19 protein-coding genes are annotated in these 21,532 nt (G+C 58.9%); 13 read left to right on the top strand and 6 right to left on the bottom strand.

The features are described 5' to 3' along the window. Positions 1-41: 41 nt before the first annotated feature. Positions 42-656, bottom strand: a complete 615-nt coding sequence (locus tag V5B59_RS04100) for a class I SAM-dependent methyltransferase (protein WP_332351605.1) — start codon at positions 654-656, stop codon at positions 42-44. Positions 657-1,038: 382 nt separating this feature from the next. On the opposite strand from V5B59_RS04100, the gene V5B59_RS04095 reads away from it, so the two are divergent. After that, a complete protein-coding gene (locus V5B59_RS04095) occupies positions 1,039-1,911 on the top strand; it encodes a Tll0287-like domain-containing protein (protein ID WP_332352171.1) in 873 nt (290 codons plus the stop codon). Positions 1,912-1,929: 18 nt separating this feature from the next. Further along, positions 1,930-3,336, top strand: coding sequence for a serine/threonine protein kinase (locus tag V5B59_RS04090; protein ID WP_288129771.1), 1,407 nt, complete (start codon positions 1,930-1,932; stop codon positions 3,334-3,336). A gap of 7 nt (positions 3,337-3,343) precedes the next feature. Here the strand turns inward: V5B59_RS04090 and V5B59_RS04085 are convergent, their stop codons facing one another. The 3 genes from V5B59_RS04085 to eno all read right to left on the bottom strand — a co-directional run bounded on the left by V5B59_RS04085 (position 3,344) and on the right by eno (position 6,970). Beyond that, positions 3,344-4,648, bottom strand: coding sequence for an IS701 family transposase (locus V5B59_RS04085; protein WP_246149239.1), 1,305 nt, complete (start codon positions 4,646-4,648; stop codon positions 3,344-3,346). A 212-nt stretch (positions 4,649-4,860) separates the two neighbouring features. Beyond that, positions 4,861-5,232 (bottom strand): ArsR/SmtB family transcription factor, encoded by a 372-nt coding sequence (locus V5B59_RS04080; protein WP_332351604.1) that lies wholly within the window; start codon positions 5,230-5,232, stop codon positions 4,861-4,863. Between the two features lie 328 nt (positions 5,233-5,560). Next, positions 5,561-6,970 carry a phosphopyruvate hydratase gene (eno, locus tag V5B59_RS04075; RefSeq protein WP_248594973.1) on the bottom strand — a complete coding sequence of 470 codons (1,410 nt, stop codon included), beginning with the start codon at positions 6,968-6,970 and terminating at the stop codon, positions 5,561-5,563. 333 nt (positions 6,971-7,303) lie between these two features. On the opposite strand from eno, the gene V5B59_RS04070 reads away from it, so the two are divergent. The 3 genes from V5B59_RS04070 to hslU are packed head-to-tail and all read left to right on the top strand — an operon-like array spanning position 7,304 to position 10,391. Further along, positions 7,304-8,500, top strand: coding sequence for an STAS domain-containing protein (locus tag V5B59_RS04070; RefSeq protein ID WP_169071211.1), 1,197 nt, complete (start codon positions 7,304-7,306; stop codon positions 8,498-8,500). Positions 8,501-8,521: 21 nt separating this feature from the next. Beyond that, complete coding sequence (gene hslV / locus V5B59_RS04065; protein ID WP_034917435.1) at positions 8,522-9,058, top strand: ATP-dependent protease subunit HslV; 537 nt, start codon at positions 8,522-8,524, stop codon at positions 9,056-9,058. Between the two features lies 1 nt (position 9,059). Further along, positions 9,060-10,391, top strand: a complete 1,332-nt coding sequence (gene hslU, locus V5B59_RS04060; protein ID WP_288129774.1) for an ATP-dependent protease ATPase subunit HslU — start codon at positions 9,060-9,062, stop codon at positions 10,389-10,391. Positions 10,392-10,433: 42 nt separating this feature from the next. Here the strand turns inward: hslU and V5B59_RS04055 are convergent, their stop codons facing one another. Beyond that, positions 10,434-11,783, bottom strand: coding sequence for a serine/threonine-protein kinase (locus V5B59_RS04055; protein ID WP_169071212.1), 1,350 nt, complete (start codon positions 11,781-11,783; stop codon positions 10,434-10,436). Between the two features lie 176 nt (positions 11,784-11,959). Here V5B59_RS04055 and grpE point away from each other — a divergent pair, with 176 nt between their 5' ends. The 4 genes from grpE to V5B59_RS04035 all read left to right on the top strand — a co-directional run bounded on the left by grpE (position 11,960) and on the right by V5B59_RS04035 (position 17,035). After that, positions 11,960-12,517, top strand: a complete 558-nt coding sequence (grpE, locus tag V5B59_RS04050) for a nucleotide exchange factor GrpE (protein WP_034910138.1) — start codon at positions 11,960-11,962, stop codon at positions 12,515-12,517. A gap of 91 nt (positions 12,518-12,608) precedes the next feature. Then, positions 12,609-14,537: a molecular chaperone DnaK gene (gene dnaK / locus V5B59_RS04045; protein WP_288129776.1), complete on the top strand. Its 1,929-nt coding sequence runs from the start codon at positions 12,609-12,611 to the stop codon at positions 14,535-14,537. Between the two features lie 66 nt (positions 14,538-14,603). Continuing rightward, positions 14,604-15,725, top strand: coding sequence for a molecular chaperone DnaJ (gene dnaJ, locus V5B59_RS04040; RefSeq protein WP_034914591.1), 1,122 nt, complete (start codon positions 14,604-14,606; stop codon positions 15,723-15,725). Between the two features lie 167 nt (positions 15,726-15,892). After that, positions 15,893-17,035, top strand: coding sequence for an ABC transporter substrate-binding protein (locus tag V5B59_RS04035; protein WP_169071214.1), 1,143 nt, complete (start codon positions 15,893-15,895; stop codon positions 17,033-17,035). An 11-nt stretch (positions 17,036-17,046) separates the two neighbouring features. Here the strand turns inward: V5B59_RS04035 and cysS are convergent, their stop codons facing one another. Beyond that, on the bottom strand, positions 17,047-18,432 hold the full coding sequence (cysS, locus tag V5B59_RS04030; RefSeq protein ID WP_288129781.1) for a cysteine--tRNA ligase: 1,386 nt from the start codon (positions 18,430-18,432) through the stop codon (positions 17,047-17,049). A gap of 142 nt (positions 18,433-18,574) precedes the next feature. On the opposite strand from cysS, the gene V5B59_RS04025 reads away from it, so the two are divergent. Genes V5B59_RS04025 through V5B59_RS04010 form a run of 4 tightly spaced genes read left to right on the top strand, consistent with a single transcriptional unit; the run spans position 18,575 to position 21,499 of the window. Further along, on the top strand, positions 18,575-19,651 hold the full coding sequence (locus V5B59_RS04025) for a L,D-transpeptidase Cds6 family protein (protein ID WP_034915299.1): 1,077 nt from the start codon (positions 18,575-18,577) through the stop codon (positions 19,649-19,651). A 30-nt stretch (positions 19,652-19,681) separates the two neighbouring features. Beyond that, entirely contained in the window at positions 19,682-20,248 is a 567-nt protein-coding gene (locus V5B59_RS04020) for a peptidylprolyl isomerase (RefSeq protein WP_169071216.1), read from the top strand. Further along, positions 20,245-20,736, top strand: coding sequence for a peptidylprolyl isomerase (locus V5B59_RS04015; RefSeq protein WP_034915295.1), 492 nt, complete (start codon positions 20,245-20,247; stop codon positions 20,734-20,736). Before V5B59_RS04020 ends, V5B59_RS04015 begins: the two co-directional genes overlap by 4 nt. A 31-nt stretch (positions 20,737-20,767) precedes the next feature. Continuing rightward, entirely contained in the window at positions 20,768-21,499 is a 732-nt protein-coding gene (locus V5B59_RS04010) for a UDP-2,3-diacylglucosamine diphosphatase (RefSeq protein ID WP_034915291.1), read from the top strand. Positions 21,500-21,532 lie beyond the last annotated feature (33 nt).

Raw genomic sequence — 21,532 nt, 5'->3', positions numbered from 1 at the left:
GCACTTCTGGACCGGAAGCGGTGTGCGCGCGAGCGCTCTCGCTACGGCCGGGTGGCGACCGCCAGGAACAGGGGGTATTCCCGTACCCCCTGATCGGTCGCTTTTTTCATCAGAAAGCAGGTGGAGAAATCCACCCTGGCGAACCCTGCATCCGCCAGTTGCGACCGCAGTGCGTCCCGATCGAAGCCCATGTGCCCGGTGAAGCCGGGGCCGTGAAACGAACCGTCTTCCTGGTCCAGGTCGGCGATTCCCAGCCAGCCGCCCGGCCGCAGCAGGCCATGAAAAACTTTTAGCAGCCGGTGCGTGTCGGTGACGTGGTGCAGGGTCATCAGGGTATAGATCAGGTCGTAGCGCTCGGCAGGTGGCGGATCCGTCATCAGATCGAGGGCCAGCGGATGCAGATGCGAAAGCCCGGCAGCGATGATCTTCTCTTGCAACACCGCCAACATGCCGGGCGAGCTGTCGGCCAGCGTGACCCGGCCCAGATCGGCTTGCAGGGCGAAACTCAATTGTCCGGTTCCACAGCCGTATTCGAGCGCATGCCAGTCATGCGCCAGCGGCACCCGCTGGCGCAGCGCTATGGCGACGGCGAGCGTCCGCTCCTCTTTGACCGGATCAGAGTCCCAAGTCTTTGCTTTGTCGTCAAAATTCATCATGGTACTCACTCCCTCGGGGTGCTGGCGAGACCCGTTGCCAGCCGCTTACCGCAGCGAGGCGCAGGGGCGTAACATTCCTTCAGCTTGTGCTGTGCCCTGGCATATCGCCGGGTTTGCAGACTTCATGATAGACCAGAATCCGTTGAGGCAAGGCGGGCAACGGGATGCATTCCTTGTTCCGCTCATCGTTTTTCCCTGGTGCGGCAAGGAATCCTGCCGGTTTTCTTCGCCAGCCAAGGGTCGATTTGACCGCAGTTGATGGCGGAACATATACTCTTGCCGGTGGCCTTGGATTTTCTATCCTTCATCGTTGGCCGCGCCACATACACTTCCGGCGATGCCGTTACGTATTTCATCCTCATCCTTGCAGGGGGCCGTGCTCATGGGTCTGCGACTGAAATTCAACCTGGTACTATTGCTGGTCTTTGGCGCCGGGATGGCCATGTCGGCGTACGTGTCGCACCGCCTGCTCAACGAGAATGCCAAGCAGGAGACGCTGCGCAATGCCGGCCTGATGATGGAGTCGGCGCTCTCGGTGCGCAGCTATACGGTCAAGCAGGTGAAGCCGCTTCTCGAGACCCAGATGGAACAGACTTTCCTGCCGCAGACGGTACCTGCCTATGCTGCCACCGAGGTGTTCAGCAATCTGGCCACGAAGTATCCGGACTTCACCTACAAGGAGGCCACGCTCAATCCCACCAACCCACGCGACCGCGCGCTCGATTGGGAGAGTGACCTGGTACAAAAATTTCGCGCTGACGGCAATACCAGGGAGTTTGCCGGCGAGCGGGAAACGCCAGCCGGCCGCATGCTCTACCTGGCGCGGCCGATCACCATTACCGACCCGGCGTGCCTTGCCTGCCACAGTGTTCCCGCTGCGGCACCGGCATCGATGATCAGGATCTACGGGGTGAACAATGGTTTCGGCTGGAAGCACATGGAGACGGTCGGCGCGCAGGTGGTCTCGGTGCCGATGTCCGTTCCGCTGGCCAATGCACAGCGCACCTTCAACACCTTCATGCTCTCGCTCGGCGGTATTTTTCTTGCCACTTTCGTGGTGCTGAACATCATGTTGTCCTTGCTGATCATCAGGCCCATTTCGAGCATGTCGGAGGCCGCCGACAGAATCTCCACCGGTGATTTCGCGGTGCCCGAATTCCCGGCACACACGGGGGACGAGATCGACGTTCTGGCGAACTCCTTCAATCGCATGCGCCGCAGCCTGCAAAAGGCAATCCAGCTGATCGAGAGCTGAGAGCGGAGCACCCACGCCATGACCATCCCTGAACATATCGGCAAGTACGAGATCCGTCGCGAACTCGGCAAGGGCGCGATGGGCACGGTTTACGAGGGTTTCGACCCGGTCATCAAACGCTCGGTGGCGATCAAGACGATTCTTGCCGAGTACCTGGCCAATGTTGAATCGGAGGCCGCTGTGGCACGCTTCAAGCACGAGGCGCAGGCCGGAGGAAGGCTGCAGCATCCGGGGATCGTCGGGGTATACGAATACGGAGAGGACGAAAAAGGGGCATTCATCGTCATGGAGTACGTGCAGGGGCAGTCCTTGCGACATTGCCTGCGCGAGCGCGGTCGCTTCGAACTGATCGACGTTTTCGAGGTGATGAAACAACTGCTCGCAGCACTCGACTATTCGCACCGGCAGGGCGTCGTGCACCGGGACATCAAGCCGACCAACGTGATGGTCCTGAGCGGGATGAAGATCAAGGTCATGGACTTCGGGGTCGCCAGGATCGAGAGTTCGTCGCTCACGCAAGTGGGCACGGTGATCGGTACGCCGACGCACATTGCTCCAGAGCAACTGCTGGGCTTGCCTTCGGATTGCCGCGCCGACCTGTGGTCGGCCGGAGTCATCCTCTACGAAATGCTGACCGGGTGCGGGCCGTTTCTCGCCGATACGCCGGTCACGGTCATGTACAAAGTCATGCACATCGAGCCTGCACGGCCATCGGCAATCGTGTCCTCACTACCACCGGTTTTCGACGCCCTGCTGAAACGTGCGCTGGCAAAGAAACCGGACGAACGCTTTCAGAGTGCACGCGAATTCACCAATGCGTTGTTGGCGGCTTTCGTCAAGAGCAAGCCGGTGGCCAGGCCTCCCGGCAGCAGCGCCGACAGCATGCTGCCACCCGCGCCGGTACCCGGCGTTGTCGTCAGAAATGACAGCATTGGCAGCATTGACACGAGCACTCTGGGTGCGTCGATGCCGTTGCCGCTGCCCGTAGGGGCGCTGGCCGAGATCGAGTCCTCGCTGATCCGGTCGATCGGTCCACTCGCCAAGCACCTGGTGCGCAAGGGGATGGAGCAGGCCAAGAGCGTCGAGGAGTTCTACTCCAGGCTTGCCGAAAACATTCCCGAAGGCGTCGAACGTGCCGATTTCCTGAAGCGTATCGAGCGCTTGAACAAGGCCATGCCTGCATCGATGCCGCCAACGTCGACCAGTTTGCCCGAGCCGCCTTCCGCAAAACCGGCTGCGGTTTTCGATCCTGCGACCCTTGCCGCGGCCGAGAAACGCCTCGCACAGTACGTCGGGCCGCTCGCCCGTGTGCTCATCAAGCGCGCAATGAACGATTCCGGCGACGTGCAGGAACTCTACCGCAAGCTTTCCGAGCAGATCGACTCCGAGCCCGAGCGTGCCGCCTTTCTCAAGGGTCTCGGTTAATTCTACATTAACAGATTCTAATGGCATTTTTGGGTGCTGGCGGCTGCCTTCGGTAGGCGCTGTCGCGGGCGCTTTGTCGCCGTGCATGACGCTCGGCGATGATTCGCACGAGGTCTTCGCGACCGTGAATCTTCACCGGGAGCTGCGCCACGAGCATGTCGACGACATCGGCACAGGACAGTAACTCGGCGTAGGGTGAGTGTTGCCGCCGCTCCTTGACGAGAAAGAGTAGTGCAACGCAGACGAGCGCCATGTGGTTGTACCAAGCCCGCCACTTGCGTACCTGGTAGTCGGCCATCCCACAGCAACCTTTCGCATTCTCGAAGGCGCGCTCGATGAAGTGGCGCTGTGCCTGCATGCGTGCCAGCTCGCGAAGTGGCGTGTCGGGCGCCGCGTTGGAGAGCATGAACTTCACCTCCTTGCCATCGCGGCGTGCCAGGAGATGCCATTGGCGGGCCTGTGCGCTGTTCGGATGACTGATCCACACGCGGGTATGGGCAAACATCGCGCGCACTTCACCCTTCTCCCCGTCGCGCAGGATCACCGGGTGCCACTCCTTTCGTTTCAGGCGCGCGGCCCATTCGCGGGCTTCCCAGGCCGGTACCCACGCCTTTCCCGGATCGGTAAAGTAAAACTGCTGGTCGCTGTGCACCTCGGTGGCGAATACCTCACCTGCATCGTCCCAATCAAACAGCAGCCAAGTCGCGTGGCCATAGAGGCCGTCGGCACCGATGAAGCCAAAGCGCACCCCGGCGGCTCGTGCCCGCTTGACCATCTCGGCAGCCATCTGCGGCTTAGTCCGAAAGACCCGTGCCGATTCCGGAATCCCCGCTTCCTGGCAACGCTTGGCGTCTTCAACCCAACGCTCTGGAAGGAACAATTCGAAGTCGATGATCGCCGCCTGCGACCCTCGTGCCAAGGCGGCATACACTCCAACCTGCGAGTTCTCGACCTTACCCAGGCGACCGTTGTACTGCCTGGCCACGCCCGCTGAATGGTCGCCCTTCTTTTGGACCCCAGACTCATCGAGCAACAGTCCCGTCTCTGGCCCACCGATCCACTCGTCCGCTTGTCGCGCCGTCTCCCGACGCACATTCTCAAAGTCCCATGCAGCATCGCTCAACAGGTGGTGGAGGCTGTAATACTCGGTCTCCGCCACCGTCTCGCTCATCTGTTCCAGGTTCGCACGAGGGCTTTGAAAAAGGCCCCGCAAGTACTGTTCAGCTTGCTCGGCCGTGCTTCGCGTTTTACTGCGGAAACACTCCCGGAACGACTGAAAATGGCTGGTCAGATTCTCGCAGCAGCTGGCCACCGCACGCCCGATCCCAAATAAATAAATTTGGCGATTTCATCGTCATACTCCTTATGTGGTAGAGCATTAGATATGTAGCTCAATAGCCTGTATTTCAACCATTTTAGAAATGTGGCAAAGTAGAATTAATGTGGAAGTCGTGTCAGCGACTCACGAATCCTGCCATGAGTCATGACTTTCATGATCGGCGGTGCCTGGAAGAGTCATCACCGTCAGGGCTGCGGTTTGCAGATTTCGGGATGTCCTCCACAGCAGTTGTCGGTCAGGAAACCGAGCAGGGCGTCGATTCTGTCCAGCGCGGCATGACAGCGAACGAAACGGCCTTCCTGTGTGGTGTTGACCAGACCGGCATGGGTCAGGGTCTTGAGGTGGAAGGAAAGGGTGGGTGCCGGTAATTGCAGTTGCTCGGCAATCAGGCCGACGGTCAGGCCCGCCGGCGCACTCTGCACCAGCAGCCGGAAAATGGCGAGGCGACTGTCTTGTGCCAGTGCGGCCAGCGCGGTGACGGCATCGGTATTGGTCATCGTTCCCACAATACCGAAATATTGCCGATCTCGTAAAGCATTTGCAGCCAGCCTGGGCATTGCCTTGGTCCTATCGGGTTTGCGACCATCATCCGGGTTTTTTACCGAGCAGGTGAACCGGAGTTTCACTTGCTTCTAGCATTCTAGCATTATGGAAATGTTTCGCAAGCTGAAGTCCATTGCGATGCGCGAATCGTCAGCTTGCTGGCGGGATGAAAAAAGGGCATCGCCACGGCGATGCCCTTCTCAAGCTGCGGCTGCTTAATGTGAAAGTCGCGTATGCGACTCAGGAATCTCCCCTCCCCCCTCGCGGGGGAGGGGTCGGGGGAGAGGGAAACGGTCATGACTTTCATGATCGGGGGTGTCTGGAAAAGTCATGACCGTTAGCCTAGAAGCCGGCACCCTTGATCGATTTCAGACCCTTGTAGACGGCCTTGTTGCCGAGTTGCTCCTCGATACGCAGCAACTGGTTGTATTTGCAGATACGGTCGGTACGCGACAGCGAGCCGGTCTTGATCTGCCCGGCGCCGGTACCGACGGCCAGGTCGGCGATGAAAGAGTCTTCGGTTTCACCGGAACGATGCGACGAGATGACGCCATAACCGGCTTTCTGGGCCATCTTGATGGCGTCGAGCGTCTCGGTGACGGTGCCGATCTGGTTGACCTTGATGAGGATCGCGTTGGCTGCCTTCATGTCGATGCCCTGCTTGAGACGTACCGGATTGGTGACGAAGAAGTCGTCGCCGACGATCTGCACCTTGTCACCGAGCGCCTTGGTCAGTTTGACATAGCCTTCCCAGTCGCTCTGGTCGAGACCATCTTCGATCGAGACGATCGGGTATTTCTTGCACCATTCGCTGTAGACGGCAATCATCTCGTCGTCGGTGAACAGCTTGTCGGGATTCGACTTCCAGAACTTGTAGCCCTGGCGGCCACCTTCGTCGAAAAGTTCGGAAGATGCGCAGTCGAGGGCAATGCTGATCTGCTTGCCGGGCTTGTAGCCGGCCGCAACGATCGCCTGCATGATGACTTCGAGCGATTCGTCGTTGGTGAGGTTGGGTGCAAAGCCGCCTTCATCACCAACGGCTGTGACATGCCCGCCCTTCTTGAGGATCGACTTCAGTGCATGGAAAACCTCGGTGATCCAGCGCAGCCCTTCCGAGAAAGTCGGCGCACCCACCGGCATGATCATGAACTCCTGGAAGTCGATCAGGTTGTCGGCGTGCTTGCCACCGTTGATGATGTTGGCCATCGGTGTCGGCAAGGTGAAGTCGCGATTCTTGTGGATCTTGCCGATGTATTTCCAGAGCGGCAGCTTGCTGACATGGGCACCAGCCAGCGTGATCGCCATCGAAGCGCCGAGGATCGCGTTCGCTCCCAGGTTCGACTTGTTGGGCGTGCCATCGAGAGCGATCATTGCCTCGTCGAGTGCGCGCTGGTCGAGAGGGTTCTTGCCCTTGAGCAGTTTGGCAATCTTGGTGTTGACGGCTTCGACCGCCTTCAACACGCCTTTACCGAGATAAGCGTTCTTGTCGCCATCACGCAGTTCGCAGGCTTCGAATTCCCCGGTCGACGCACCTGATGGGACTGCGGAGCGGGCCATGAATCCGTTGTCGAGCGTGATGTCGACCTCGACGGTCGGGTTGCCGCGCGAGTCAAGGATCTGTCGACCGACGACCTTGGTGATCTTGACGAATTCAGGGGTGACGTCAGACGCTGCCTCGGCTTGCTCGGGCTGTTCGACGTTCTCGGCCTTCTCGGCCTTTTCTGCTTTCTTGACTTTGTTGGCTTTTGCCATGATGGAGCTCCGTAGGAGTGGTTCGGTGGAAAGATCGAGGGAAATTTCTCCCGGTGATCATACCGAATTCAGATGACAAGGTGCAATGCCTGACAACGAAATCAGGGTCAATTCGTCCATCCAGATAAAGCGTGGAGAATCGGTCACTTGTGTGTCACAGAGAAGATCTTCAGCGAAACACAGGCATCCAGCATGAATGGACTCCGGAAGGAAATTGCAGTGTGCTGGACGATGTGTTACAAGGTAAACTCATCGCGGATTCACGAATTCAACCGCAGTCCCTCTCGCCAAATGGTTTTTTCGTTTTTCAAGAAGCAGCCACCGGAAAAGAAAATGGTTGCCCGGCCAGCCGCCGCTCCCCGCGCCCGCGACGAGCGGGGCGAAGCCCTGGGTCAGGCGCCGGATGATAAGCCGGCCGCCGCCGCGCCAGTCGGCCTGTTGCGGGCTGACCTCCCCTTTGCCACTCCGGTTTCCAAGATCGAAGGGCAGCCTCTGGATCTCAGCGAGTTTGTGTTCAGTGAGCACGCGCATGATATTCCGATCGAGGTTGAGATTGATCCGGTAGACGCCGAGGCTGAAGAGGCGGCCATGCTCTTTGCCAATGGCCAGGACAGTGCGGTGCGCTCGCTGCTCGAGAACTCGACCCGCTCCTACCGTTCCGGCCCGGGCGAGCGCTTATGGCTGATGCTTTTCGACCTCTTCCGGCTGACTGGCCAGAAAGCCCCTTTTGAGGCGCTGGGAATCGACTACGCACAGTCTTTCGAGAAATCGCCGCCAGGCTGGCGCGATACCGCTGTCGCCGCGCCGGTACACGCCAAAGTGGTTGGGTCGGTGTTGTTCAAGGGTGAGTTGACCGGTGATAACGATGCCGGATTTACGGCGGTACGCCAGGCTCTCGCGAGGAACCCGCGTCTTCGTCTCGATTTGTCCAAGCTGCGTAGACTGGATGCTGCCGGTTGCCAGTGGCTTCTGGATCTGCTGCAGCAGGCGCACAAGGATCGGCGCGAGATCGAGTTGCTGGGTCGTGATCACCTCGCGGCCCTGCTTGACCCCCTGATCATGCCCGGTCGAACAGAAAACCAGGCCTGTTGGCTGCTGAAGCTCGAGGTATGTCAGTTGCGCGGGCAGTTGGAGGCTTTCGAGGATCTGGCGGTCAACTATGCAGTGACCTTCGAGATTTCCCCACCCTCCTGGGAGCCCAGACGGGTGATGGAGGCCGAACCGCCGCCACTGGTGCTGGCCGTCGCCGATCAGTTGGTGACCGAGGCGTATGTCATCAAGGGCGATGTCAAGGCTTCCCGTTTCACTGACTTGCCGGCGTACGCTGAAGCCAACGATCCGGTGCTGATCGATTGCGCTGCCGTGACGCGTATGGACTTCCTGAGTGCCGGCGCCTTGCTCAACATCCTGACCATGGTCAAGCGGAAGGGCCGGCAGATCATTTTCCGTCATCCCCATTACCTGCTTGCCGAACTGTTCCGCGTCGTCGGGCTGAAAGCCGTGGCGGAAATCGTTCTCGCCAGAAACTAGAACCACCAACAGGAGTTTTGTATGGACCAGTACCACGGCACGACGATCCTGTCCGTTCGCCGCGGCAAGCGCATTGCCATGGGTGGAGACGGCCAGGTAACCCTGGGCAATATCGTCATCAAGGCCACTGCCCGCAAGGTTCGGCGCATCCATCAGGGGCGGATTCTCGCCGGGTTTGCGGGTGGGACGGCGGATGCCTTTACCCTGTTTGAACGTTTCGAAGCCAAACTGGACAAGCACCAGGGCAATCTGCTCCGCTCGGCAGTTGAACTCGCCAAGGACTGGCGCAGCGACCGTGCCCTGCGTCGGCTGGAGGCCATGCTGGCGGTCGCTGATCAGGAGAATTCACTGATCATCACCGGCAATGGTGATGTGCTCGAACCGGAGTATGGCATCGTCGCCATTGGCTCGGGGGGGGCTTATGCGCAAGCGGCGGCACGCGCACTGGTAGAAAACAGCGAACTCGATCCGGCCGAGGTGGTCCGCAAGTCCTTGCAGATCGCCAGCGATCTGTGCATCTATACCAATCAGAACTTCACCATCGAGGTGCTCGAATAATATGTCGTCGATGACTCCGCAGAAAATTGTTCACGAACTGGACAAACATATCGTTGGTCAGGGCAAGGCCAAGAAGGCCGTGGCGATTGCGCTGCGCAACCGCTGGCGGCGCGCGCAGGTCGCCGAGCCGCTGCGCCAGGAGATCACGCCGAAGAATATCCTGATGATCGGACCCACTGGTGTTGGCAAGACCGAAATCGCGCGCCGGCTGGCACGTCTGGCCAACGCGCCGTTCATCAAGATCGAGGCCACCAAGTTTACCGAGGTCGGTTACGTGGGCCGCGATGTCGAAACGATTATCCGTGACCTCGTCGAGATTGCCGTCAAGAGTGCTCGTGAACAGGCAATGACGGGCGTTCGTATACGTGCCGAAGACGCTGCCGAAGACCGCATTCTCGACGCCCTGTTGCCGCCGGCACGCGGCAATTTCTTCAACGATGCGCAATCGACGGAAGACAGTGCGACTCGGCAGAAATTTCGCAAGAAACTGCGCGAGGGCGAACTGGACCACAAGGAGATCGAGGTGGATGTCGCCGCTCCGTTGATGCAGGCCGAAATCTTCGCACCCCCGGGAATGGAGGAGCTGACCTCGCAGATTCAGGGCATGTTTCAGAACATGGGTGGGGGCCGCAAGAAATCGCGCAAGCTGAAGATCTTCGAGGCACGCAGGTTGCTGATCGAGGAGGAAGCCGCGAAGCTGGTCAATGATGAGGATGTCAAACACGATGCCGTCCGTAATGTCGAGCAGAACGGCATCGTCTTTCTCGATGAAATCGACAAGATCGCCTCTCGCAGCGACACGCACGGTGTGGACGTTTCGCGTCAGGGGGTGCAACGCGACCTGCTGCCGCTCGTCGAAGGTACCACGGTATCGACCAAGTACGGGATGATCCGGACCGATCATATCCTGTTTATTGCCAGCGGTGCTTTCCACCTGGCGAAACCCTCGGACCTGATTCCTGAACTGCAGGGTCGCCTGCCGATCCGGGTGGAACTGGATTCCTTGTCGGTCGCCGACTTCGAGTGCATTCTGACGCAGACTGACGCATGCCTGACCATGCAATACCAGGCACTGCTGGCAACCGAAGGGGTGACCCTCGACTTTGCCGCGGACGGGATCAAGCGCCTGGCCGAGATTGCCTGGTCGGTCAATGAGCGTACCGAGAACATCGGTGCTCGACGACTGTATACGGTCATGGAACGGCTGCTCGAAGAGGTGTCGTTCTCCGCCGGCGAGGGAAGCCTGGAGAGCGTTGCCATCGATGCAGCCTATGTGGACAGCCGGCTTGCCGAACTGGCGCAGAACGAGGATCTGTCGCGCTACGTTCTCTAGCCCGCAGCTCTGCCGCTTACTTCACTACCACCAGGACCGGCATCAAAGCAACTCCAGGGGCGGCATCAGGCCTGCAGCGTAAGCCGAAGAGCTGCCCTGCACAGCGGTCTGACCGAGCTTGGCCAGCACTTTGTTGGCTTCGCGCAAGCGGCCGAGCAGCTTGCTCAGCAGGACCTTGTTGAAGCGTTCCCGTACTTCGTCAGAACTCAAGTCCAGCGCTGCGCTATTGATCTCCAGGAACAGGGTCGGCTCCAAGGTCACCACCGTGGCGTGACGCCGGGGGTCGGTCGGGTGCAGGAATGCCATTTCTCCAACCACCTCGCTTGCGCCGAGCCGACAGATCACCCGTCCATTTGTGGAGATCTCGACAAAGCCGTCAACCACCACGCCAAACTTGCGATGGTTTTCACCTTCACGGATGAGCGTGACTTTTTCCGACAGTTCTCGCCAGACACTGATGCGCAGCACTTCCCACAACTCGATATCCTCGAACTCGGTGAAGAACTCCACTTTGCGCAACTTTTCGAAGTGTGTCAGATCTTGCTGCATCTGATCTTCTTCGAGCATCTGGTAGCGTACCGAGGAAAGATCCTTGGCAAACTCGGCACCATTGCGGTAGCGGCTGTACAGGTCCTTCTCGAGTGCCTTCTTGATGATCGGATCAAGGCCTGCCGGCAAAGTCGGGTTGAGTGCGCATACCGAAGGCGAGTCCATGTTGATGATCTTGTAGACCAGCGTTGCGGGATTGTTGGCGCGAAATGGTAGTCGCCCGGTCAGCAACTGGAATAGCAGGACACCAAGCGAATAGAGGTCGGTCTTGTGATTGAGCGGATAGTTCTTGACCTGCTCAGGGGACATGTAGGCTGGTGAGCCGACGCCCATGACGAAAGTCGAGTCCTTGCCCATATCCTTGAGGAGATTGAGCCCCAAACCGAAATCGGTGATTTTCGGATTATCGTCGGCATCCAGCAGGATATTGGCCGGTTTGATATCGCGATGCACGACGCCCTGGCGGAAGGCGTAATCGAGGGCCAGGCAGCACTTGAAGATGATGCCGATGACGCGGTGCATCGGCAGTAGGCGATTGATTGCACAATATTTGTCGAGCGCGGTGCCATCAATGAACTCCATCACCAGATACGCCTGTTCGGGTTCCACCACGGCGTCGTGGATCTTGACGATGTTCGGGTGATTCAAACGACGGCCGATCGCATCCTCGGTCTGGAAAAGCTTGCGCAGACGTCGCGACATGGCTGCATTTTCTTCACCGAAGCGGATCAGCTTGATTGCGACCTGGCTGCCCAGGTCCGGATCTCGAGCCAAATAGACGACAGCAGTCGCACCCTTGCCCAGGGAGCGAATGATTTCATACTTGCCGATCTTCTCCAACATGCCAGAACCACACCCTATCGACGACCATCGGGAATTGAAATGCTAGCAGCAGAATCGTCTTGTACATGAAAAATTATGCATGATTTGCCTCGCTGCCCGGCACGACCAAGGTAAAAAAAGCTTGAAATCGAAGAACTCGCCCCAAACTCCTTTCCGTTTTAGGGAGATCAACATCTATGCAAACGAACGACAAAGTACCCGAAGAGACCACTGCTGCTACCGAAACACCGGAAATCGTTGCCTTCCCATCGGAAGCCGCGCCTGCAGGCGGCACGCCCAGTCTCGAAGAAACTCTCAGGCAAGCGCAACTGCAGGCAGAGGAGTACCACGATGCGTGGCTACGCGCCAAAGCTGAAACCGAGAATGTGCGCCGTCGTGCCCAGGAAGACATTAGCAAGGCTGCGAAGTTCGCTGTTGACCGTTTTGCTCGGGAACTGCTGGCCGTGAAGGACAGCCTCGAAGCTGCACTGGCGACCGAAACAGCCAGCGTCGAGAGCCTTCGGTCCGGTACCGAACTGACCCTCAAGCAACTGGTCGCCGCTTTCGAAAAATCGGCACTGACGGAAGTCGATCCGCTTGGCGAGAAGTTCGATCCGCATCGACACCAGGCGATCAGCGTCGTCGAATCGACACAGGAGCCAAACACCGTCGTCAGCGTACTGCAGAAGGGCTACCTGCTGGCTGACCGCGTGCTGCGCCCGGCGCTGGTCGTCGTCGCCAGGGCAGGCGCTTGAAATCGTCACGATAATCCCCAACTGCAGCGTATCACCAGACATTCCGGTTTTGGCGAATGTTTTTGAAAAACAATATTGAAAGGATTCTGATATGGGCAAGATCATCGGCATTGATCTCGGAACGACCAACTCCTGCGTTGCTGTCATGGAAAACGGCAAACCGAAAGTGATCGAGAACTCTGAAGGTGCGCGTACCACACCATCAACGGTCGCTTATGCGGAAGATGGTGAAATTCTCTGCGGAGCGCCGGCCAAGCGTCAGGCCGTGACCAATCCGAAAAACACTCTGTACGCGATCAAGCGGCTGATTGGTCGCCGCTTTGAAGAGAAGGAAGTGCAGAAGGATATCTCCCTGATGCCGTTCAAGATTCTCAGGGCGGACAATGGTGACGCCTGGGTCGAGGTGCGCGGCAAGAAGATTGCCCCGCCGCAGGTTTCCGCCGAAGTGCTGCGCAAGATGAAGAAGACCGCCGAGGATTACCTGGGCGAGGAGGTCACCGAGGCGGTGATCACCGTGCCGGCCTATTTCAACGATAGCCAGCGCCAGGCGACCAAGGATGCCGGGCGGATCGCCGGTCTGGAAGTCAAACGCATCATCAACGAACCGACGGCAGCGGCCCTGGCCTTCGGCATGGACAAGAAACAGGGTGACAAGAAGATCGCGGTCTATGACCTCGGCGGCGGTACTTTCGACATCTCGATCATCGAAATCGCAGCGGTCGAAGGCGAGCACCAGTTCGAGGTGCTGTCCACCAACGGCGACACCTTCCTCGGTGGCGAAGACTTTGACCAGCGTCTGATCGACCATATCATCGATGAGTTCAAGAAGGAATCGGGTGTCAACCTGAAGGCCGACGTGCTGGCCCTGCAACGCCTCAAGGATGCTGCTGAAAAAGCCAAGATCGAGCTTTCGTCCGGGCAGCAAAACGAAATCAATCTGCCGTACATCACCGCGGACGCCTCCGGGCCCAAGCACCTGACGCTGAAGATCACACGCTCCAGGTTCGAAGCGCTGGTCGACGATCTCATCGAGCGGACCATCGAGCCCTGCCGCATTGCGTTGAAGGATGCCGGCTGCAAGATCGGCGACATCGACGACGTCATTCTCGTCGGTGGCCAGTCCCGGATGCCCAAGGTGCAGCAAAGGGTGAAGGAGTTCTTCGGTCGCGAACCACGCCGGGACGTCAATCCGGACGAAGCGGTTGCCGTTGGGGCAGCGATCCAGGGTGGCGTTCTGCAAGGCGAGGTCAAGGACGTTCTGCTCCTCGATGTGACGCCATTGTCGCTGGGTATCGAGACGCTGGGTGGGGTGATGACCAAACTGATCAAGAAGAACACCACCATCCCGACCAAGGCGACACAGGTTTTCTCGACGGCGGACGACAACCAGTCTGCAGTCACCATTCACGTCCTGCAGGGTGAGCGCGAAATGGCCAGCGGTAACAAGAGCCTTGGACAGTTCAATCTCTCCGATATCCCGCCGGCGCCGCGTGGCATGCCACAGATCGAAGTCACCTTCGACATTGACGCGAATGGAATTCTGCATGTTTCCGCCAAGGACAAGGCCACTGGCAAGGAGAACAAGATCAAGATTCAGGCGTCTTCCGGCCTCAGCGAGGCGGAAGTACAGCGCATGGTCCAGGACGCCGAGCTGCACGCCGAAGAGGACCGGAAGGCGCATGAACTGGCGGAAGCCCGCAACCAGTGCGATGGCATGATCCACACCGTCAAGAAGTCTCTTGCCGAATATGGCAAGGAACTCTCCGACAGCGAGAAACATCTCATCGAAAGGGCGATGCAGGAAGCCGAGGAGGCCATTCGTGGCAACGACCTCGACACCATCAAGGCGAAGAACGAGGCGCTCGGGACAGCCGCGCAGAAGTTGGGTGAGAAGATGTACGCCAAACAACAGGAGCACGCGGGGGGTACCGAGCATGCCGCAGGGACTGCTGGCGAAACGAAGAAGGATGACGGCGACGTCGTCGATGCCGAGTTCACCGAAGTCAAAGACAAGAAGTAGGCCTCTGCCTGCCAGGCGAGGCGTATAATCGCGCCTCGCTCCGCCCCTCCAATTGTTCAGATACCGATGGCAAAACGCGACTTATACGACATTCTCGGCGTCAATCGCGACGCCTCCGATGAAGAAATCAAGAAGGCTTACCGCAAGCTGGCGATGAAGCATCATCCGGATCGCAATCCGGACAACCCCAAGGCCGAGGAGCACTTCAAGGAAGTCAAGGAAGCCTACGAAATTCTCTCCGACCCGGAGAAGCGCTCGGCCTACGACCAGTACGGTCACGCCGGCATCGATCCACAGGCCGGCATGGGCGCCGCAGGGGCAGGGGGATTCTCCGAAGCCTTCGGCGGCATCTTTGATGAGATTTTCGGTGGTCGTCGCGGCGGTGGACGTTCCAATGTCTACCGTGGTGCCGATCTGCGCTACAACCTTGAAATTTCCCTCGAGCAGGCGGCCTTTGGCACGGAAACCAAGATTCGCATTCCGACGATGGAGGTTTGCGACGCCTGCCATGGCAGTGGTGCCAAGGCCGGTACGCAGCCAAAGACCTGTCCGACCTGTCAGGGAAGCGGTCAGGTTCGCCTGCAGCAGGGGTTCTTCTCGATTCAGCAGACCTGTCCGAAATGTCACGGAACCGGGCGCTTTGTTGCCGAGCCATGTGTTCCGTGTCACGGCGCGGGTCGGGTCAAGCAGCACAAAAGTCTGGCGGTGAAGATTCCGGCGGGTGTTGATGAGGGTGACCGGATTCGTCTCTCGGGCGAAGGCGAGCACGGCATCAATGGCGGACCTTCCGGGGATCTTTACGTGCAGATTCATCTCAAGACGCATCCTGTCTTTCAGCGTGAACAGAACGACCTGCACTGCGAGATGCCGATCAGTTTTACCACCGCGGCCCTGGGGGGAGAAATCGATATTCCGACACTCGATGGAGCGGCAAAGATCCGGGTTCCTGCGGAGACACAATCCGGAAAAATCTTTCGCTTGCGTGGAAAAGGCATCAAGGGCGTGCGTAGCAACACCCACGGTGACCTGCTCTGTCATGTGGTCGTGGAAACCCCGGTGCATCTCACCGAACGTCAGAAGGAGTTGTTGCGCGAGCTTGAGGAGTCCAGCCGCGAGAACTCCGCCCACCACAACCCGCGCGCCAAATCCTGGATGGATCGCGTGCGCGATTTCTTCGCTGCCACCTGAGATCTGTCGTCGCTGCGCCCTCGGCGCAGCGCAGTGCCAGGCGACACATTATTCAGCACGGAGTCGCTTCGTGTAAGGAGGGTGTCAGCTTGCTGCGCCATCCTGGGCTAGCGCGAGCCGGCGATCGGTAAACGGTCGCGGCACACGCACTACCTGAAGGAGATGGCATGAGGATCGCCAGAGCGCTACTGTTTGGTTTCTTGAGTTGGTTCGGCTGTGTGTTTGCCGCTGAGGTGGGTGTCACCGACAACAGCGTTCTGATCGGCATGACTGCGCCGTTTTCCGGCCCTAACGGGGCGTACGGACTGGACATGAAGATGGTCATCAACGCCTATTTTCGCCAGATCAACGACGCCGGTGGGATTCATGGAAGAAGGCTGGAGTTGCGCGCACTCGATGACGGCTATGAAACGGAACGTGCGGTAGCCAATACCCGCACCTTGATCAACCAGGAGAAGGTTTTTGCCTTGCTTGCGTCGTATGGTTCGAGTCCAACGACAGCGGCCATGAATGAGGTCTTTGGCGTTGCCAAAGTGCCGCTGGTCGGAGCGATTTCCGGTGCCGACTCGATCCGTCAGTCGCCCAGGGACAACCCGAAAAATCGCTACATGTTCAATGTGCGGGCGAGTTACGCGAACGAAACCGAAGCGATCGTCAATCAACTGGTCTCTCTCGGCTTCAGGAACATCGCTGTGTTGTACCAGAACGATGGTTTCGGCAAATCCGGCCTCGATGGTGTCATCACGGCGCTCAGGAAGCACAACCAGGCTCCATTAGCGGTGGCCACGGTGGAGCGTAACTCGGTCGAGGTCAGCCAGGCGGTGCAGACCATCGCCCAGGTGAACCCGCAAGCAGTAATCATGGTGACCCTGTACAAGCCGACTGCAGCCTTCGTTCGCGCGATGAGGAAAACCGGTCAGAAGCCGCAGTTCATGACCCTTTCGCCGGTCGGAGCGGACCTGCTGGTGCAGGAGCTTGGCGACGAGGCGCGCGGCATCGGCATTTCACAGGTCATGCCCTATCCCTGGAACGACACCACGCCGCTGGTGCGCGAATACCAGAAGCTGCTCGGCCAGAATGGAAAATTCTCCTACTACGGCGTCGAAGCCTACGCCATGGCGAAAGTGCTGATCGATGCGATTCGCAAAGCGGGCAAGGACCTGAGCCGCGACAAGCTGCTTGCCAGCCTGGAAGGCATGCAGAACCACGACCTGGGGGGCTATCGCGTCAGCTATTCGGCCAATGAGAGGTTGGGTTCCCACTTTGTCGATCTGACGGTCATTGGCAACAGTGGCCGGGTTCTTCGTTAATCCATCAGCGATCAGGCACGCCGCCAGTTGGTTCCCTTGGCGTCATCCTCGAGGACCACTCCCGCGGCCAGGAGTCCGCTTCGGATTCTGTCTGCTTCGGAGTAGTCCTTGCGTTTCTTCGCTGCCAGCCGGTCGGCGATCAGCGTTTCGATGGCGGTTGCGGAGATCTCTGCGTCGTTCGCCGGCGTCCCCTGCAAAAATACCTGTGGGTCACGCTTGAGCAGGCCCAGCAGGCCTGCCAGCCCTCGCAACTGGCTGGCCAGTTCCACGGACTTGCTGCGGTTCACCTCGCTTGCCAGGTCAAACAAAATTGCACACGCTTCGGGGGTATTGAAGTCGTCGTTCATTGCCTGGCAGAAGCGAATCGCATGCCGCTCATGCCAGTCCACTGCGGCCACTTCGACTGCGGGCTGCGCCGCCTTGATTGCGGTATACAGCCGGCTCAGCGCTTGCCGGGCATCATCGAGATGGGCATCAGAATAGTTGAGTGGGCTGCGGTAGTGCGCACGCAGGATGAAGAAACGCAGCACTTCGGGATCGTATTGCTTGAGGATTTCCCGGATCGTGAAAAAATTGCCGAGCGACTTCGACATTTTTTCGTCATCGACACGAACGAAACCGTTATGCATCCAGTAGTTTACGAAAGGGCAGCGATGTGCGCCCTCGGACTGCGCGATCTCGTTTTCATGATGGGGAAACTGCAGATCCTGCCCGCCGCCGTGAATGTCGAAATGTTTGCCGAGCAGTTCCGAACTCATCGCGGAGCACTCGATGTGCCAGCCGGGGCGACCATTGCCCCAGGGCGATGGCCAGAAAGGTTCCCCTTCCCTGGCATGTTTCCAGAGCACGAAATCAAGCGGGTCGTCCTTGCCAGAATCAAGCTCGACGCGTTCCCCAGCGCGTAGATCGTCAACGGACTTGCCCGACAGCTTGCCGTAGCCAGGAAATTTGCGGACCGAGAAATTCACGTCACCAGCGGCCGCCTGGTAAGCCAGCCCGTTTTTCTCCAATCGCTCGATCAGGTCGAGCATCTGAGGAATATATCGGGTTGCCCGGGGTTCATGATCGGGTTTTTCCACGCCCAGTGCCGCTGCGTCTTCATCCATGAAGCCGATGAAGCGATCCGTCAGTTGGCCGATGCTTTCCTGGTTGGCCAGCGCCCGCTTGATGATTTTGTCATCAATATCGGTGATGTTGCGGACGTAGCACACCCGTAGCCCACTCGCTCGCAGCCAGCGCTGCACCATGTCGAAAACGACCAGAACACGTGCATGGCCGAGGTGGCAGTAGTCATAGACGGTCATTCCACAGACGTACATGCGGACGCAGCCGGGCGTGATCGGAATGAAGTCCTGCTTTTCTCTGGTCAGCGAGTTGTAGATCTTCAGCATTTTCAGGCTCACGGTAGCGCTCCGCAAAGGACGCACGCAGAGGACTTTGGTTTGGACGCACTTCTTGTTAGAATCGATCGGTTTAGTGACACCTAACCGCCGTGTGGGCAAGTATACCATAACCATGCACTCGAACCTCCCGACGTCTATGCCCACTTCCTCAGCCCTGATCGTCGGCCTCCTTCTGGGCTGCGCCGGATTCTTTGCCACTGCCGACACGCTGTCGGATGCACAGCGGCTCATGCGTCAGGGGCAGAAGTCACAGGCGCTCGAAAAGGTCGATGCCTACCTGGCGAGCAAACCCGCGGACGCCCAGGGGCGATTCCTCAAGGGCCTGCTCCTCACCGAGATGGGCAAGCCGCCGGAAGCAATTGCCGTCTTCAGCAAGCTGACCGAGGACTATCCGGAATTGCCCGAGCCCTACAACAACCTGGCGGTTCTGTATGCTCAGCAGAAACAGTACGACAAGGCGCGTACGGCACTCGAGATGGCCATCCGGATTCATCCGGGCTACACCACTGCCTACGACAACCTCGGTGATGTCTACGCCAGGCTCGCCGCTCAGGCTTATGACAAGGCGCTGCAGTTCGATCCGTCGAGGAGGGTGACACAATCCAAGCTGGCCAGGCTTCGGGAACTCAACAAGCCCTCGACAAGCAGCCCGGGGGTGGCAATGCGGCCGGCTGGCGAGACCAGCAGCCGGATGAGCGGTACCGAGCTGGCTGCCATGCCTGTTGCCTCAGCCCCGGCTGCCAGCACGGCGGCTGCCGTCGTGTCCGCGGGCCAGGGCATCGCTCCACTCGCCGCTGCGACGGCGGCTGACCAGTCGGCACAGCAAGCAGCGGCGGCCCGGGTCGAGGTGCCGAGGATGGCCGCGGCGGCTGCCGGCGACGAGGAGGCGGTGACGAAGGCCCTGCAAGCTTGGGCCAACGCTTGGTCACGCAAGGATGCCAAGGCCTATCTCGCTTACTATGCAGCGGATTTTCGTACGCCCAGAGGGATTCCCCGCAAGGCATGGGAAATCGAGCGTACCCGACCGATGAACAAGCCCGGCAGGCTACAGGTTGAAATCGAGGACATCAAGGTCTCGTTTGCCGACGATAAGGCAACGGTGAGGCTCCGACAGCATTACAGTTCGCCCTACCTGAAATCCACCGTGACCAAGACCATCGTCCTGGTCAAATCCAGGGGTAGGTGGCTGATTCAGCAGGAACGCATCGGCTGAAGATCATTATTTACCTGGAGGAATTCTCTGATGTACAGGAAACTTGCCCTGATTGCCGGTGGCTTGCTGTCGGTGGCGGCTTTGGCTACACCCAGCGTCGACATGCAGACCAGCATGGGCCGGATCGTGATTGAACTCGATTCCGAAAAGGCACCAAAAACTGTCCAGAACTTTGTCCAGTACGTCAATGAGGGGTTCTACAACGGCACGGTTTTCCATCGCGTCATTCCCGGCTTCATGATCCAGGGCGGTGGTTTTACCGTTGACCTGCAACAGAAGTCGGCGGCCAGGAAGGTGGAGAACGAAGGAAAGAATGGCCTGAAAAACGATCGGGGAACGATCGCCATGGCCCGTACCGCGGATCCGCATTCGGCGAGTTCACAGTTCTTCATCAATCACCGCGACAATGCCGCACTCAACTATCCCGCGAGCGATGGCTGGGGCTATACGGTTTTTGGCAAGGTCACACAAGGCATGGAGGTGGTGGACAAGATCGCCAGGGTGGCGACCGGAAACCGCTCGATGCACCAGGACGTTCCCCTTGAACCGGTCATCATCCAGTCGGTCAAGATCATTCCCGAGAAAGGAAAGCCATGATCAAGCTGCATACCAATTTTGGCGTCATCGCCATCGAAGTGGACGCCGAAAAAGCGCCCTTGTCAGCCAGAAACTTCCTCGACTACGTCGAGGCCGGTCATTATGACAACACCGTTTTCCATCGCGTGATTCCCGGCTTCATGGTGCAGGGCGGTGGCTTCGCGCCGGGCATGAAACAGAAGGCCTGCAAGGATCCGATCCGAAATGAAGCCAGCAACGGGCTCAAGAATGATGCCTACACGGTTGCCATGGCGCGTACCTCGGAACCGCACTCGGCCACCGCACAGTTCTTCATCAATCTGGTAAACAACGATTTTCTCAATTACCGTGCGCCTAATGCCCAGGGTTGGGGCTATTGCGTGTTCGGCAAGGTGGTTGAGGGTCGCGATGTGGTCGATCGGATCAAGGCAGTCAAAACGGGTTTTTCCGGCGGGCATGGCGATGTGCCCGTCGAAGATGTACTGATCGAGCGTGCCGAGGTCTGCTGATGACCGCACCAGTTCACGATTCATCCCCGTAGTGATCCTGTTCATTTCCGATCTGCATCTGGCGCCGCAGGCGCCGGGTGTCACCCGCATTTTTCTGGATTTTCTCGGTGGCCGTGCGCGTGCCGCCGAGCAATTGTTCATTCTCGGCGATCTGTTCGAAGCCTGGCCAGGTGACGACTGCCTCGAAGATCCGGAGGATTCTTTTGCCGCTGACATCGTCGATGCACTGCACGCGCTGGCGGCAGCCGGTGTTCGCGTGTCGGTGATGCATGGCAACCGCGATTTTCTGCTCGGAGACCACTTCGCCGCCCGCAGTGGCGCCCGGCTGCTGCCGGATCCTTATGTCCTGTCGCTGCCGGCATGGCAGTTCGTCCTGTCGCATGGCGATGCCTTGTGCACCGACGATCACGACTACCAGGCATTTCGTGCGCTGGCGCGTCGGCCCGACTGGCAGGCCACCTTTCTGGGCAAATCCCTGCCGGAGCGCAAGGCGATGGCCATCGCGGCTCGCCAGAAAAGCGAATCTGCCAAGCGCGACAAGGCGGACTACCTGATGGACGTCAATGCCGGTGCGACTGACGATTTCCTGCGTGCGCATGGCTATGCCACGCTGATCCACGGTCACACACATCGTCCGGCGACGCATGCCCACCTGGTCGACGGCATTCACGTCGAGCGCTGGGTCCTGGCGAACTGGCAGGAGACGCAAGGCGAGTTTCTTTGCTGGGATGGCCGGGAACTGTACCGGGAGCGCTGGATCTGATTCCCTTCGGTCGTTACCACGGCGCACGCAGGC

Origin of the sequence: Candidatus Accumulibacter contiguus, assembly GCF_036625285.1 — a bacterium.
GTDB lineage: Bacteria > Pseudomonadota > Gammaproteobacteria > Burkholderiales > Rhodocyclaceae > Accumulibacter > Accumulibacter contiguus.
Note: the sequence above shows the minus strand (reverse complement) of the source record. Positions and strands in the feature narration are given on the sequence as shown.